The organism is Streptomyces stoeckheimensis (genome assembly GCF_045822005.1).
In the GTDB taxonomy this organism is placed as follows: domain Bacteria; phylum Actinomycetota; class Actinomycetes; order Streptomycetales; family Streptomycetaceae; genus Streptomyces; species Streptomyces stoeckheimensis.
Genome location: NZ_CP169550.1, coordinates 2485942 through 2501717, shown reverse-complemented (window position 1 = coordinate 2501717; position 15776 = coordinate 2485942). Strand labels below are relative to the sequence as shown.

The following is a 15776-nucleotide window of genomic DNA, read 5'->3' as shown; positions in this document are numbered from 1 at the left end:
GTCGGCGGAGCCCCGTAGGGTTGGCACTGCTATGACGAAGCCCTCCCTCCCCGACCTGCTGCACGCCGCCGTCTCCGCCGTCGGCGGCACGGAGCGCCCCGGCCAGGTGGCCATGGCCGAAGCCGTCGCCGAAGCGATCGACGACAGTTCCCACCGCCTCATCCAGGCCGGTACCGGCACCGGTAAGTCCCTGGGCTACCTGGTGCCGGCCCTCGCGCACGGCGAGCGCGTGGTCGTGGCCACGGCGACGCTGGCCCTCCAGCGCCAGCTCGTCGAGCGCGACCTGCCCCGGACGGTGGAGGCGCTGCATCCGCAGCTCCGCCGCCGCCCGCAGTTCGCCATGCTCAAGGGCCGCTCCAACTACCTGTGCCTGCACCGTCTGCACGAGGGTGCCCCGCAGGACGAGGAGGAGGGCCTCTTCGACCAGTTCGAGGCGGCCACCCCGACCAGCAAGCTCGGCCAGGACCTGCTGCGGCTGCGCGACTGGGCGGACGAGACCGAGACGGGCGATCGCGACGACCTCACCCCGGGCGTCTCCGACAAGGCCTGGGCGCAGATCTCCGTCTCCTCCCGCGAATGCCTGGGCGCGACGAAGTGCGCGTACGGCGCGGAGTGCTTCGCGGAGGCCGCCCGCGAGCGGGCCAAGCTCGCGGACGTGGTCGTCACGAACCACGCGCTCCTCGCCATCGACGCCATCGAGGGCGCCCCGGTCCTCCCGCAGCACGAGGTGCTGATCGTCGACGAGGCCCACGAGCTGGTGTCCCGGGTGACCGGGGTCGCCACGGGAGAGCTCACCCCGGGTCAGGTCAACCGCGCCGTGAAGCGCGCGGCGAAGCTGGTCGACGAGAAGACCGCCGACTCCCTGCAGACCGCGTCCGAGACCTTCGAGCGGGTCATGGAGCTGGCTCTCCCCGGCCGGCTCGAGGAGATCCCCGAGGACCTCGGCTACGCGCTGATGGCCCTGCGGGACGCCTCGCGCAGCGTGATCTCGGCGATCGGCAACACGCGGGACAAGTCGGTCCACGACGAGGACGCCGTCCGCAAGCAGGCGCTCGCCGCGGTGGAGAGCGTGCACGGGGTGGCCGAGCGGATCACGGCCGGCTCCGAGTACGACGTGGTCTGGTACGAACGCCACGACCGCTTCGGCGCCACCCTCCGGGTGGCTCCGCTGTCGGTGTCCGGCCTGCTGCGCGAGAAGCTGTTCGCGGACCGCTCGGTGGTCCTGACCTCAGCGACCCTCAAGCTCGGCGGCGACTTCAACGGGGTCGCGGCGTCCATGGGCCTGTCCCCGGAGGGCGTCGAGGGCGAGGACGTGCCGCAGTGGAAGGGCCTCGACGTCGGCTCGCCCTTCGACTACCCCAAGCAGGGCATCCTCTACGTCGCCAAGCACCTGGCCACCCCCGGCCGCGAGGGCACCCGCGGCGACATGATGGACGAGCTCGCAGAGCTGATCGAGGCGGCGGGCGGTCGCACCCTCGGACTGTTCTCCTCCATGCGAGGGGCGAAGGCCGCCGCCGAGGAACTGCGCGGCCGGCTCGAGAATCCGATCCTGCTCCAGGGCGAGGAGACCCTCGGCGAGCTGATCAAGGCCTTCGCCGCCGACCCGAAGACCTGCCTGTTCGGGACCCTGTCGCTGTGGCAGGGCGTGGACGTACCGGGGCCCAGCTGTCAGTTGGTGATCATGGACAGGATCCCGTTCCCGCGTCCCGACGACCCGCTCATGAGCGCCCGGCAGAAGGCGGTCGAGGAGCGCGGCGGGAACGGCTTCATGTCCGTCGCGGCAACGCACGCGGCACTGCTCATGGCCCAGGGCGCGGGCCGTCTCGTACGGGCCACCGGGGACAAGGGCGTCGTGGCGGTCCTGGACCCGCGGCTGGCCACGGCCCGCTACGGGAGCTTCCTGCGGGCCACGCTGCCGGACTTCTGGTACACCACGGACCGCAACCAGGTCCGCCGCTCGCTGGCCGCGATCGACGCAGCGGCGCAGGCCGAGGACAAGTAGGCCGAGGACAAGTAGGCCGAGGACACGTAGGGCGAGGGCCCCGTACACACAAAGCAGCTCCGGGACCGGCGCAGTAGGTCCCGGAGCTGGATGAGGGCGCGGGGCGTCAGACCCGGCGCAGTACCGCCACGACCTTGCCGAGGATGGTGGCCTCGTCGCCGGGGATCGGCTGGTAGGCGGCGTTGTGCGGGAGCAGCCAGACGTGGCCGTCCTCGCGCTTGAAACGCTTGACCGTGGCCTCGCCGTCCAGCATGGCGGCGACGATGTCGCCGTTCTCCGCGACGGGCTGGCGGCGGACCGTGACCCAGTCCCCGTCACAGATGGCGGCCTCGATCATCGAGTCGCCGACGACCTTGAGGCAGAACAGCTCTCCGTCGCCCACGAGCTGGCGGGGGAGGGGGAACACGTCCTCCACCGACTCCTCGGCCAGGATCGGGCCACCGGCCGCGATCCGGCCGACCAGGGGCACGTACGAGGCCGCGGGCTTGCCCGTGGTGTCCGTGGGCTGCGAGCTGGGCTGGTCGGAGCCGCGCACCTCGTACGCCCGGGGGCGGTGGGGGTCGCGGCGCAGGAAGCCCTTGCGCTCCAGGGCCATCAGCTGGTGCGCGACCGAAGAGGTGCTGGACAGGCCGACCGCCTGGCCGATCTCCCGCATCGACGGCGGGTACCCGCGCCGCTGCACCGAGTCGCGAATGACCTCGATGACCCTCCGCTGCCGGTCCGTGAGCCCGGAGCTGTCGGCGCGGATGCCTGGAGGTCGCCCTGGCAGCGAGCGTGCGGGGCGCACGGGCTCCGCCTCCGGGTTCAGACTTGCGTCGTTCATGGCATGCACCGGCTCGAGTCGGCTCTGGGAGCGGTTCTGGGCAGTGATGGTGGCACTGTCTGCGGTGGTGGTCACGTCGGCCCCTCTCGAAATGTTCTCCCTAGCTGGACAACGGTAGTAGCTTTCGAAAGGTTGCGCCAAACACACGTTCGAGTGAAAAATCGGAGATCACCCACCGTGGTCACTTCGTGAGGTGTATGGACCGCCGACGGGTCATCCGGACCGAACGGGGGTTCGGCTGCGGAGCCACTGCTTACGGTACCCTTCCGGGTCGGGTCGCCACCGTCCGGGTCTGCGCCCAGTGTGGCACTGCGGGGCCTGTTATCCGGCCATCGGACGCCACGACACGCGGAGCGGTGTAAATCCACCACAACCCAAGATCTAGTGGTTGGATGAGCGCTGCCACCCAGAAGTTGTGGTCCTCGGTCTGCCGGGGTCCCCGACATCGCATATGCTTGTGGCTGCTTCGAGAGCCTCCCGACAGAGCTTCGACTCTGCCGTTCAGGGGTCTCACGAGGTGATTCAGTCGTGCCAAGAGGAGGGTGAGGGAACCATGCACTGCCCCTTCTGCAGGCACCCCGACAGCCGTGTCGTCGACAGTCGCACCACCGACGACGGCACGTCGATCCGCCGGCGCCGCCAGTGCCCCGACTGCTCCCGTCGCTTCACGACGGTGGAGACGGCCTCGCTGATGGTGATCAAGCGCAGCGGGGTGACCGAACCCTTCAGCCGTACCAAGGTCATCTCCGGCGTGCGCAAGGCGTGCCAGGGGCGGCCGGTCACCGAGGACGCCCTCGCCAAGCTCGGCCAGCGGGTCGAGGAAGCGCTGCGCGCCACCGGGAGTGCCGAGCTGACCACCCACGACGTGGGTCTGGCCATACTCGGCCCGTTGCAGGACCTCGATCTGGTCGCGTACCTCCGGTTCGCGTCCGTTTACAAGGCGTTCGACACACTCGAAGACTTCGAGACCGCCATCGCGGAACTCCGCGTGCCGCGGCCTCACGAAGAGTGCGAGCCCGGTGGGACCGCTCCGGTCCCCGTGCCCGCCTCCGCCGCCGACTGACCGGCCTGCCCGTTCCCCGTCGCATGCGCGTCGTGGAGCGGCCGGTGGGTCCGGCGAAGAAGACGTAGATACAAGACACACAGCACCGTGCCGCGGAATAGCGCTGGCACTTTAGGGCGTTTTGCCCGCATTGGGAGGAACGGCATGACAGAGACGGCGAGCAGCTCGGCACGAGGGTCCCGCGCCAAGGGCACCAAGACTGCCAAGAGCGGCCTGCGTATCGAGCGCATCCACACCACCCCGGGCGTGCACCCGTACGACGAGGTGACCTGGGCGCGCCGCGACGTCGTCATGACCAACTGGCGCGACGGCTCGGTCAACTTCGAGCAGTACGGCGTCGAGTTCCCCGACTTCTGGTCGGTGAACGCGGTCAACATCGTCACCAGCAAGTACTTCCGCGGCGCGGTCGGCACCCCGCAGCGCGAGACCGGTCTGAAGCAGCTCATCGACCGGATCGTGAAGACGTACACGAAGGCCGGCGAGGACTTCGACTACTTCACGTCGCCCGCCGACGCGGAGATCTTCGAGCACGAGCTGACCTACGCGCTCCTGCACCAGATCTTCAGCTTCAACTCGCCGGTGTGGTTCAACGTCGGCACGCCCCAGCCGCAGCAGGTCTCCGCCTGCTTCATCCTGGCCGTCGACGACTCCATGGAGTCGATCCTCGACTGGTACAAGGAAGAGGGCATGATCTTCAAGGGCGGCTCCGGCGCCGGCCTGAACCTCTCCCGCATCCGCTCCTCCAAGGAGCTCCTCTCCTCCGGCGGCAACGCCTCCGGCCCGGTCTCCTTCATGCGCGGCGCCGACGCGTCCGCCGGAACGATCAAGTCGGGCGGCGCCACCCGCCGCGCGGCCAAGATGGTCGTCCTGGACGTGGACCACCCGGACGTCGAGGACTTCATCGCGACCAAGGTGAAGGAAGAGGAGAAGATCCGCGCCCTGCGCGACGCGGGCTTCGACATGGACCTGGGCGGCGACGACATCACGTCCGTCCAGTACCAGAACGCCAACAACTCCGTCCGCGTGAACGACGAGTTCATGACGGCCGTCGAGAACGGCACCGAGTTCGGCCTGCGTGCCCGCATGACCGGCGAGGTCATCGAGACGGTCGACGCCAAGTCGCTCTTCCGCAAGCTCGCCGAGGCCGCGTGGGCCTGTGCCGACCCGGGCATCCAATACGACGGTGTGATCAACAACTGGCACACCTGCCCCGAGTCCGGCCGCATCACCGCGTCCAACCCGTGCAGCGAGTACATGCACCTGGACAACACGTCCTGCAACCTCGCCTCGCTGAACCTGATGAAGTTCCTCGACGACGACGGCAAGGGCAACCAGTCCTTCGACGCCGAGCGCTTCTCCAAGGTCGTCGAGCTGGTCATCACCGCGATGGACATCTCCATCTGCTTCGCGGACTTCCCGACGCAGAAGATCGGCGAGAACACCCGCGCCTTCCGCCAGCTGGGCATCGGCTACGCCAACCTCGGCGCCCTGCTGATGGCCACCGGCCACGCGTACGACTCCGACGGCGGCCGCACCCTCGCCGCGTCGATCACTTCGCTGATGACCGGTACCGCGTACAAGCGCTCCGCCGAGCTGGCCGCGATCGTCGGCCCGTACGACGGCTACGCCCGCAACGCCGAGTCACACAAGCGCGTCATGAAGCAGCACGCCGACGCCAACGCCGTCGCGCCGCGCACCGAGGACCTGGACAACGTCATCTGGGCCGCGGCCACCGAGGCCTGGCAGGACGTGATCCGCCTCGGCGAGAAGAACGGCTTCCGCAACTCGCAGGCCTCCGTCCTCGCGCCGACCGGCACCATCGGTCTGGCGATGTCCTGCGACACCACCGGTGTCGAGCCGGACCTGGCCCTGGTCAAGTTCAAGAAGCTCGTCGGCGGCGGCTCGATGCAGATCGTCAACGGCACCGTTCCGCAGGCCCTGCGCCGCATGGGCTACCAGGAAGAGCAGATCGAGGCGATCGTCGCCCACATCGCCGAGCACGGCGTGGTCGTCGACGCCCCGGGCCTCAAGCCCGAGCACTACTCGGTCTTCGACTGCGCGATGGGCGAGCGTTCCATCTCCGCGATGGGCCACGTGCGCATGATGGCCGCGATCCAGCCCTGGATCTCCGGCGCGATCTCGAAGACGGTCAACATGCCGGAGACGGCGACCGTCGAGGAGATCGAGGAGATCTACTTCGAGGCGTGGAAGCTGGGCGTCAAGGCGCTCGCGATCTACCGCGACAACTGCAAGGTCGGCCAGCCCCTCTCCGCGAAGAAGAAGGAAGAGGAGAAGGAGGAGGTCACCGCCAAGGCGGAGGACACCATCCGGACGGCCGTCGAGAAGGTCATCGAGTACCGCCCGGTCCGCAAGCGCCTCCCGAAGGGCCGCCCGGGGATCACCACCTCCTTCACGGTCGGTGGCGCCGAGGGCTACATGACCGCGAACTCCTACCCGGACGACGGTCTCGGCGAGGTCTTCCTGAAGATGTCCAAGCAGGGTTCGACCCTCGCGGGCATGATGGACGCCTTCTCGATCGCCGTCTCGGTCGGTCTGCAGTACGGCGTCCCGCTGGAGACGTACGTCGCGAAGTTCACGAACATGCGCTTCGAGCCGGCCGGCATGACGGACGACCCGGACGTGCGGATGGCGCAGTCGATCGTCGACTACATCTTCCGTCGCGTGGCGCTCGACTTCCTGCCCTTCGAGACCCGCTCGGCCCTCGGCATCCACTCCGCCGAGGAGCGTCAGCGCCACCTGGACACCGGTTCCTACGAGCCCCTCGACGAGGAGCTCGACACGGAGTCCCTGACCCAGGCGGCCCCGCTCGCCGCGGTCCAGACCGTCCCGGTCGTCAAGCCGGTCGCGGTCGTCCCGGCCCCGGCCGCCAAGACGGCGCACTCCAACGCCGAACTGGTCGAGATGCAGCTCGGCGTCTCCGCCGACGCCCCGCTGTGCTTCTCCTGCGGTACGAAGATGCAGCGCGCCGGCTCCTGCTACATCTGCGAGGGCTGCGGCTCGACCAGCGGCTGCAGCTGACGAGCACGAACGCTGCTGCTGAGTAGCTGAAGGAGCGGGGACCGGCCCACGGGGCCGGTCCCCGCTTCCGCGTTCACGCTCGGCGGGGGCCCGGTGGGGCTCAGTGGGGGAAGGTCCGGGCCGGGCGGGTGATCACTTCCTCGCGGAAGACCTCGATCTGTCCCGTTCCAGGGCCGCGATGTTCTCCAGCACGAGCGAGTGGCTGATCCCGCAGCGGCTGGACGCCGACGGACTGGAAGGCGTACACCGTGGACGGGTAGCGGTGCAGTTCCAGCCACTGGGTCAGGGTTCGCTCGGGGAAGTACGTCTGGTGCGGTGCCGAGTCGGGGCCGACGGCGACGACGTCCGGGGCGACCCAGTCGTCGACCGGGAGGCCCGCGAGCGCGCTGAAGGAGAGGTTCGCCAGGTGGACCTCCTTGCCCTGGTGCAGGAGGGAGAGGGCGATCGGGAGGCCGGCGTAGACGTCGAAACCGCCTCCGGCCCCGGCGACGAGGATCCGCTCGGCCGAAGCCAGGCGGGCGAACAGCGGGTTGGTGTGGAAGGCGGGCATGGCGATCATTGTGCGGGGGGGGGGGGGGGTGTCTCTATGTCCTTCGTCAAGGACGTGGTGCCGGGTATGAGGCTGTTTGGGATGGTCATGCGGCGAGGGTGATGGTGGGGACTCTGGACTCGTAGAAGGTGCCGTCGCGGAGCATGGCGAACAGGACGCTGATGCGTTGGCGGGCGAGTCGGAGGAGGGCCTGGGTGTGGGTTTTGCCGCGGGCTCTTTGCCGGTCGTAGTAGGCGCGTGAGGCCGGGTCAGCGTTCATGCAGGCGAAGGCGGAGAGGAACATGGCGCGTTTGAGCTGCCGGTTTCCGCCTCGTGGTGCGTGTTCGCCGTGGATCGAGGTCCCCGAGGATCTGGTCGTGGGGGCGAGACCGGCGTAGGAGGCGAGGTGGGCGGCGCTGGGAAAACTGGTGCCGTCGCCGACGGTGACCAGCAGGACGGCAGCGGTCCTGACTCCGACTCCCGGCATCGAGGTCAGGACCGGGTGAAGAGGGTGGGCCTCCAGCAGGGTGCTGATCTGGGCTTCGAGCGCCCGGCGCTGGTCGTGAACCGCTGCGAGCGAGGCGGCCAGGGACGGGATCACGATGTCGAGGGTGCCGGTTCCCGGGACCACGACGGTCTGCTCGTCCAGGGCGTCGAAGACCTCGTCGATCAGCCGGGCGGCCATGCGCGGGGCTTTCGGGCGGATGAGTTCGACGAGCCTGCGGCGGCCCGCTTTGCGCAGAGCGGCCGGAGATCCGTGGCGCTCGAGGAGCCAGGTGACGGCCGGGTGGTCCAGCCGGGGCCCAAGCACGCGCTCGAGGCTGGGGTGGAACTGCGTGAGCAGACCGCGTATTCGGTTGCTGGTGCGGGTGGCTTCGGCGGCGAGGTCTTGGTCGAAGCCGGTCAGCACCGTGAGCTCGGCGGTGATCTCGTCGGTCAGCTCCAGCGAACGCAGGACGTGCGGCATGGTGCGGGCGGCGTCCGCGATGACCGCCGCGTCCTTCGCGTCGGTTTTCGCCTCGCCCGGATACAGGTCGGCGATCCGCCGCATCGCGAGTCCGGGAAGGTAGGCGACCTCGCAGCCCGCGTCGCGGGCCACGGTCAGCGGCAGAGCGCCGATCGAGGCCGGTTGGTCCACGATCACCAGCACCGTGCCGAACTTCGCGATCAGCTTGTCGAAGACGGCCCGCAGTTTCGGTTCGCTGTTGGGCATCGGCTTGTCGAAGACCTTCTTGCCCGCCGGCGTCAGCCCGTGGCCGTGGTGGGCGCTCTTGCCGACGTCCATACCCAGGAAGACGGCCACATCGCCGGTGTCTAACATCGCACCCCTCCAGGGTGGTTGGATCCTGCCGGCCTCGGCGGCGGCACCGTGCTCGCGCATCCACGTTATGCAGACCTGCCGCCCGCGAACTGTCCGGCATTGCGCCAGGCCGGGCGGTGGCCGGGTCTCTCATCAGCGTCTGTGACGGCACCCCACGGACCCGGCGACACCACCCCCCAGGTCATGCCTTCGACAGAGGGGACACAGTCATACCGGGCCCGGAGGCCAGCGGCCCCATTGCAGGACCGCGAAAAAGATAACGGGGGGGGGGGGGGGGCGGCCGGACGACCGCCCCCCGAATATCGAGTGCGGAGAACGGGGGAGCCATGGGGAGCATGGGCGCGGTGTGGGGTGGCGACGAGCTGGATCTCGACGCCTATCTGGAGCGGATCGGCTGGGAGGGCGGGGAACTCCGCGCCGACCTGGCGACGTTGAGGGCAGTGCACCGGGCGCACACCGGTGCGATCACCTTCGAGAGCCTGGACGTGCTGTTCGGCCGCCCCGTCGGGCTGGACGTCAAGGAGGTCGAGGGCAAGCTCGTGCACGGCCGCCGCGGTGGCTACTGCTACGAGCAGAACACCCTGCTGGCCGCCGCCCTGGAGCGGATCGGCTTCGAGGTCTCCGGACGCGGCGCCCGCAACCGCTCCCGGGGAGGCTCCCTGACCGCGGTGACGCATGCCGTCCTCGTCGTCACCGTGGAAGGGGAACCCTGGCTCTGCGACGCCGGGTTCGGCTGGCAGGGGCCGCGCGAGCCCGTGCCTCTGGCGCGCCCCGGCGCCGAAGTGCGCCAGGGGGAGTGGGTGTTCCGCGTCCGGGAGGAAGCGGACGGGGTCCTCGTGCTGTGCGTACCGCGCGAGGGCGCCTGGCGGGACCTGTACGCCTTCTCCCCGCAGCCCTACCACCCCGTCGACTACGTGGTGCTGAACCACTACAGCTCCTCGCACCCCCGCTCCGCCTTCGTCGGCCGGGTCGTCGTCCAGCGGCAGGGCGACTCCGAGCGCCTGGCCCTCGTAGGGCGGGAGCTCTCGCGGCTGCTCCCCGACGGGCGGACCGAGCGGCGGGAGGTTCCGGCCGGAGAACTGCTCGCCCTGCTCGGGCGGGAGTTCGGGCTTCGGCTGTCCGAGCGGGACGCGGCGGAACTCCTTCGGATGTACCGCGCCGAGGACTGACCCGGGCCCCGCCGGGCCCGTACGATGGCGCAGTGCTGGTCAAGTGGATTCGCTGCACGGTGACGGACCGACGCGGGTTCGAGCGCGGGCAGCGCAAATGGGCGGGGCTGCCCGGCGAACCCGGATTCCGGGGGCAGGGCGGCGGCTGGAGCCGGGGCCGGCAGGGGGTGGCGCACGTCTTCACCTTCTGGGAGAGCCGTTCCTTCTACGACTCCTTCATGGCCCGCTCCCACGACCGGCTGGCCGCTTCGCAGAACGGCACCTACACCGACGCGCGGGTCACGCTCTTCGACCACCGCTTCGACGTGAAGACCGGCTTCGAACCGCGCTTCACCGACGCCGACGTCGTCCGGGTCGCCCACACCCGGGTGCGGGAAGGCCGCGTGGACCATTTCGCGCTCATGCAGGAGAAGGTCTGGAACCCGGCCATGGCGGGCTCGCCCGGCATGGTCCGGGGCCTCTTCGGCGAGGCTCCCGGCCGCGAGTTCCTTGTGCTGTCGATGTGGCACGCGGCGGCCGAACACGGCAAGTACCGGCAGGAGCGCGTCGAACGGCTGTCGCTGCGCGCCCAGATCCAGGCCGATGTGGAGGCCCTCACCGGGGACGTCGTCGACCTCGAACCGTCCTGGACGGTGTGACCGGGGGTGTCTGACGACCCGACTGTATGGTCGGCGCCTGTCTCGACCGGCGAGCCCGGTCGATGTGCCCGGCGGTGGCCGAATAGGGTCGTGGAATGGTTCGACCACGGCGCATCGTCCTTGTCCGGCACGGGGAATCGGAGGGCAATGCCGATGACACGGTGTACGAGCGGGAGCCCGACCACGCCCTCCGGCTGACCCGCACCGGGCGCGAGCAGGCGGCGGAGGCCGGCGTGCGCCTGCGCGAGCTCTTCGGGGACGAGCACGTCAGCGCGTACGTCTCCCCGTACCGCCGGACCCTGCAGACCTTCCGCGAGCTGCGCCTGGACCCGACGCGCGTACGCATGCGCGAGGAGCCGAGGCTGCGCGAGCAGGACTGGGGGAACTGGCAGGAGCGGGAGGACGTACGGCTGCAGAAGGCCTACCGGGACGCGTACGGGCACTTCTTCTACCGCTTCGCGCAGGGGGAGTCGGGCGCGGACGTGTACGACCGGGTCGGGGCCTTCCTGGAGAGCCTCTACCGCAGCTTCGAGGCCCCGGATCATCCGGAGAACGTGCTGCTCGTGACGCACGGCCTGACGATGAGGCTGTTCTGCATGCGCTGGTTCCACTGGTCCGTGGCCGAGTTCGAGGCACTCTCCAACCCGGGGAACGGCGAGTACCGGGTGCTCCTGTTGGGCTCCGACGGCCGGTACCGGATGGACCGCCCGTTTGAGCGGTGGACCACACCCGAGCCTTACGACCTGGACGGCTAGAGTGACGCGCGATGACCTCTGACTCCTCTCCCGAAGGGCGCTACGCACGCGCCATGGCCAGCCTCCGAGGGCTGGCCCTGGGCGACGCACTGGGTTCCCAGTACTTCGTCCCCGTGAACTACCCGCTGCTCAAGCGGCGCGAGCTGCCCGCCGGCAGCGATCCGTGGCAGTGGACCGACGACACCGAGATGGCCTGCTCGGTGGTGGCCGTGCTCGCCGGGCACGGCCGGGTGGACCAGGACGCGCTGGCCGCCTCCTTCGCCCGGCACCACGACTTCGACCGCGGCTACGGGCCCGCCGTGAACCGGATGCTGCGCCTGATCCGCGAGGGCGCGGACTGGCGCACGCTCGCCGCGGAACTGTTCAACGGACAGGGTTCCTGGGGCAACGGCGCGGCCATGCGGGTCGCCCCGCTGGGTGCCTGGTACGCCGACGATCCGGAACAGGCCACCCACCAGGCGGAGATCTCCGCCTACACCACCCACCAGCACCGCGAGGCGGTGTGCGGCGCGATGGCCGTGGCCGCCGCGGCCGCGCTGGCGGCCGATCCGGCCGGGCCGCCGAAGGCCGCCGACCTGCTGGACGGGGTGATCGCGCTGGTTCCGCGGAGCGCGGTGGGCGCCGGGGTGCGGCGGGCGCGCGACATGCTCGACTACGGCGACGCGACCACCGTCGCCGCCGTGCTGGGCTGCGGCCGGCGCACCAGCGCCCACGACACGGTGCCGTTCGCCCTGTGGTCGGCGGCGCGGGGCCTGGACGACTACGAGCGGGCCTTCTGGACCACCGCCCAGGTGGGCGGGGACGTGGACACCACCTGCGCGATCGTCGGCGGAGTGCTGGGCGCACGCGGGGACGCGGTTCTGCCGCAGGCCTGGCTGGCCCGGACCGAGGCGCTGCCGGCCTGGCTGCCGGAGTCGGCGGAGTAGCAGGGCGGGGCGGCAGGGCGAGCTGGCAGGGCGAGGTGGCGCGGGAGCGGCGGTCCGTGCCGGTTCGTACCCCTCCGTTTGTCACGGTCCTGACACAGGCATCTTTTGAGCCTGTTCAAAACCGCGTCTGACCGGCCTACCCTGTCGGCTTCGCCTCCCCGCCCGACGGCCGGGGAGGCCGACTGGGGAGGGGAACCCGATGTCAGCAGGGAACACCGGCGCGGAGAACGCCGAGACGGCGGGCGGAGCGGGCACGGGGGCCGCAGTCGCGCCGCCCGGCTGGGATCCCAAGGCCTGGCAGGCCCACCAGGTGCGCAAGGAGCGGGCCGCCTCCGGCGCCTGGTCGATCGCCCCGCTCGCCTGGGCCGAGGCCGCGCGCCCGGCCGCCGTCGGTCCGGTACCGGCCGTCGTGCTGGGCGCCGTGCTCGCCTCCGGCCTCGCCGCCTCCCTGCTGCTCGGCGAGGGGCTCGGCCCGGGTCTGCTCCTCGCGGTCCTGCCGGCGCTCGTCGCCGCCTACGCGGCCGCCCGTGCGGCCGGCCGCACACTGCGTCCGTGGACCGCGCTCTGGGCGCTCGGCTGTCTCGCCCTGCTCGCCGTGCCCGCGCTGCGCGCCTCCGCCTGGCCGGCCGTGACGGCCCTGTTCGCGGCCCTCCTGACGGGCGCCCTGGCCCTGCACGGCAGCCGCAGGTGGCCCGGCATCCTGCTCGGCCCGGTCGGTCTCCTGGACTCCGCCGTCCTCGGGGTGCGCTGGGTCTGGAGCGGCCTGCGCTCGCGCGGCGAAGGGCGCCGCGAGCGCTGGCTGCCGGTGGCGAAGGCCGTCGTGGTGGCCGTGGTCCTGCTGGCGCTCTTCGGCGCCCTGTTCGCCTCCGCCGACGCCGCGTTCGCCGACCTGCTGAGCGGACTGACCCCCGACGTCAGCGGCATCGGCGGCCCGGTCCGCTTCCTGCTCTTCGCGGTGGGCCTCCTCGTCGCGATCGCCGTCGCCCGGGCCGCCGCCGCCCCCTCCCGCTGGGACCGGATCGAGGTGCGTCCGGGGAAGGCGCGCTCACGGGTGGAGTGGGCCCTTCCGCTCATCGTGCTGAACCTGCTCTTCGCCGCCTTCAACGCCGTCCAGCTCGCCGTCCTCTTCGGCGGCTACCGCAAGGTCCTGGAGGCCACCGGCCTCACCTACGCCGCGTACGCGCGCCAGGGCTTCTGGCAGCTGCTCTGGGCCACCCTGCTGACCCTCGCCGTCATCGCGCTCGCCCTGCGCTGGGCCCCGCGCGACGGAGCCGGCGACCGGCGGCTGGTGCGCGTCGTGCTCGGCACGCTCGGCGTGCTCACCCTCGTGGTCGTCGCCTCGGCGCTCCGCCGCATGGACCTGTACGTGGACGCGTACGGGCTGACCAGGCTGCGCCTGTCGGTGGCCGGTGTGGAGCTGTGGCTTGGGCTGGTCATCGTACTGATCATGGCCGGCGGGCTGTTCGGCGCGCGCTGGCTGCCCCGCGCGGTCGCGGGGAGCGCCGTGGCGGCCGTACTGGCCTTCGGGCTGATGTCCCCGGACGGGGTGATCGCGGAGGGCAACGTCACGCGGTACGAACAGGACGGCAAGATCGACCTGGCCTACTTCCAGTCGCTGTCTGCGGACGCGGTACCCGCCCTGGACCGGCTGCCCGAGCCCCAGCGCTCCTGCGCCCTGCGCGGGATCGCCAGGGAGCTGGCGGCGGCGGGCCGGACGCCCTGGTACGCGACGAGCCTGGGGGAGCGCCGGGCCCGGGAGATCCTGAGCGAGCGCGGGGTGAGCGCCTCGTACGAGCAGTGCAAGGGCCTGGGAACCTTCGGCAGCCGAGTCGAGTACTGAGCCGAAGGCGCCGGCCCGGGCCGGCGCGGGGCCCGGCGCGGAAGCTTCCCGCGCCGGGCCCTTCGTACGGGACGGCGTGCTCAGGCGGCCGGACCGGCCTTGGCGGAGGCTCCGTTCAGGGCCTCCAGGTCGCTCGCGCGCACGCGGATCACCAGCAGCGCGGTGAGGAGCGCGATCCCCGCCATCACCACGGCGGCGACGAAGGCGGTGGAGATGCCCCGGGTGAGGACGAGGTCCCCCCAGGGGTCGGGCAGCCGGCCGGTCTGCAGGAACGCCTCCAGTTGTCCCGGGCCGGCGTGCGCCTGGAAGTCCGGGACCTGTCGGGCGGCCTCGTTGCGTCCGGCCGTGCCGAAGACGGTGACCAGGATGGACAGTCCGAGCGAGCCGCCGACCTGCTGGCTCGCGTTGAGCAGTCCGGAGGCCGCGCCCGCTTCCTGCGGGGCCACTCCGGAGACGGCGGTGAGGGTGAGGGTGACGAAGTTGAGGCCCATGCCGAAGCCGAACAGCAGCATCGGGCCCAGCACCCCGGAGAGGTAGGAACTGTCGGTCTCGATGAAGGACAGCCAGGCCAGACCGGCGCCGGTGAGGGCGGATCCGGTGACCATGAACGGCTTGGGGCCGAAGCGCGGCAGCAGGCGCTGCGAGAGTCCGGCGGCGATGATGATGGCGGCCGTGATGGGCAGGAAGCCGATGCCGGACCTGATCGGGGAGAAGCCCAGCACGTTCTGCACGAACTGGACGATGAAGAAGAACATGCCGAACATCGCGGCGGCGAGACTGAGCATGATCACGTAGGTGCCGGTGCGGTTGCGCGCGGCGAACATGCGCAGCGGGATGATCGGATCGGCGGCCCGGGACTCGACGAGTGCGAAGGCCGCCAGGAGCAGGACGGCCACGCCGAAGGAGCCGATGGTCACGCCGTCGCGCCAGCCGTCCTGGGACGCGCGGATGAACCCGTAGACGAGCGCGGTCATGCCGCCGGTGGAGGTGAGCGCTCCGGCGATGTCGAAGCGGCCCGGATGGCGCTCGGACTCGTTGATGTAGAGCGGGGTCAGGAAGGCGATCAGCAGCCCGATCGGCACGTTGACGAAGAAGACCCAGCGCCAGTCGAGCCACTCGGTGAGCATGCCGCCGGCCAGCAGGCCGATCGCGCCGCCGCCCGCGGAGACGGCTGCGAACACGCCGAAGGCACGGTTGCGTTCGGGTCCCTCGGCGAAGGTCGTGGTGATCAGGGCCAGGGAGGTCGGCGAGGCGATGGCGCCACCGACGCCCTGGAGGGCGCGGGCGGCGAGCAACTGCCAGGACTCCTCGGCGAATCCGCCGAGCAGGGAGGCCAGGGTGAAGAGCAGGATGCCGGTCAGGAAGACGCGGCGGCGGCCCAGGATGTCGCCGGCGCGGCCGCCGAGCAGCAGCAGCCCGCCGAAGGCGAGCGTGTAGGCGCTGATCACCCAGGACAGGTCGGTGGTGGAGATGGCCAGGTCGGTCTGGATGTGCGGGAGTGCGATGTTCACGATCGTCGCGTCGAGGACGACCATGAGCTGGCAGGCGGCGATGACGGTGAGCGCCACTCCCGGGCGCCCCCCTCGGCGGGCCGCGGACGGTATCCGGAGTGTGGAGAGCTGAGGAGTTGTCACTGTGGGTCCCCCCAAGTGAAATAGTGAACGAAATCGT

11 protein-coding genes and 1 pseudogene are annotated in these 15776 nt (G+C 70.8%); 8 read left to right on the top strand and 4 right to left on the bottom strand.

What is annotated here, in order from left to right:
- Positions 1-31 precede the first annotated feature (31 nt).
- The gene (locus ACE1OC_RS11310) at positions 32-2002 is read left to right on the top strand and encodes an ATP-dependent DNA helicase (protein WP_407836928.1); all 1971 of its coding nucleotides are present in this window, start codon (positions 32-34) and stop codon (positions 2000-2002) included.
- Positions 2003-2108: 106 nt separating this feature from the next.
- Here the strand turns inward: ACE1OC_RS11310 and lexA are convergent, their stop codons facing one another.
- Positions 2109-2900, bottom strand: coding sequence for a transcriptional repressor LexA (lexA, locus tag ACE1OC_RS11305; protein WP_214953278.1), 792 nt, complete (start codon positions 2898-2900; stop codon positions 2109-2111).
- A gap of 478 nt (positions 2901-3378) precedes the next feature.
- Between lexA and nrdR the strand changes: the two genes are divergently transcribed.
- Positions 3379-3888 carry a transcriptional regulator NrdR gene (nrdR, locus tag ACE1OC_RS11300; protein ID WP_250748823.1) on the top strand — a complete coding sequence of 170 codons (510 nt, stop codon included), beginning with the start codon at positions 3379-3381 and terminating at the stop codon, positions 3886-3888.
- 144 nt (positions 3889-4032) lie between these two features.
- On the top strand, positions 4033-6927 hold the full coding sequence (locus ACE1OC_RS11295) for a vitamin B12-dependent ribonucleotide reductase (protein ID WP_407836927.1): 2895 nt from the start codon (positions 4033-4035) through the stop codon (positions 6925-6927).
- Positions 6928-7135: 208 nt separating this feature from the next.
- On the opposite strand, the pseudogene ACE1OC_RS11290 reads toward ACE1OC_RS11295, so the two are convergent.
- Positions 7136-7477 (bottom strand): annotated as a pseudogene (locus ACE1OC_RS11290) (hypothetical protein); the annotation flags it as partial.
- Positions 7478-7562: 85 nt separating this feature from the next.
- Positions 7563-8777, bottom strand: coding sequence for an IS110 family transposase (locus ACE1OC_RS11285; RefSeq protein ID WP_407836926.1), 1215 nt, complete (start codon positions 8775-8777; stop codon positions 7563-7565).
- 326 nt (positions 8778-9103) lie between these two features.
- Between ACE1OC_RS11285 and ACE1OC_RS11280 the strand changes: the two genes are divergently transcribed.
- The 5 genes from ACE1OC_RS11280 to ACE1OC_RS11260 all read left to right on the top strand — a co-directional run bounded on the left by ACE1OC_RS11280 (position 9104) and on the right by ACE1OC_RS11260 (position 14105).
- Positions 9104-9946 carry an arylamine N-acetyltransferase family protein gene (locus ACE1OC_RS11280; protein WP_407836925.1) on the top strand — a complete coding sequence of 281 codons (843 nt, stop codon included), beginning with the start codon at positions 9104-9106 and terminating at the stop codon, positions 9944-9946.
- 32 nt (positions 9947-9978) lie between these two features.
- A complete protein-coding gene (locus tag ACE1OC_RS11275) occupies positions 9979-10584 on the top strand; it encodes a YdbC family protein (protein WP_250748831.1) in 606 nt (201 codons plus the stop codon).
- A 95-nt stretch (positions 10585-10679) separates the two neighbouring features.
- Complete coding sequence (locus tag ACE1OC_RS11270) at positions 10680-11339, top strand: histidine phosphatase family protein (RefSeq protein WP_250748834.1); 660 nt, start codon at positions 10680-10682, stop codon at positions 11337-11339.
- An 11-nt stretch (positions 11340-11350) separates the two neighbouring features.
- Positions 11351-12265, top strand: a complete 915-nt coding sequence (locus ACE1OC_RS11265; protein WP_407836924.1) for an ADP-ribosylglycohydrolase family protein — start codon at positions 11351-11353, stop codon at positions 12263-12265.
- A 199-nt stretch (positions 12266-12464) separates the two neighbouring features.
- Positions 12465-14105, top strand: coding sequence for a DUF4173 domain-containing protein (locus ACE1OC_RS11260; RefSeq protein ID WP_407836923.1), 1641 nt, complete (start codon positions 12465-12467; stop codon positions 14103-14105).
- A gap of 80 nt (positions 14106-14185) precedes the next feature.
- Here ACE1OC_RS11260 and ACE1OC_RS11255 read toward each other — a convergent pair whose 3' ends face one another.
- Positions 14186-15739 carry an MFS transporter gene (locus ACE1OC_RS11255; protein ID WP_407836922.1) on the bottom strand — a complete coding sequence of 518 codons (1554 nt, stop codon included), beginning with the start codon at positions 15737-15739 and terminating at the stop codon, positions 14186-14188.
- Positions 15740-15776: the final 37 nt, after the last annotated feature.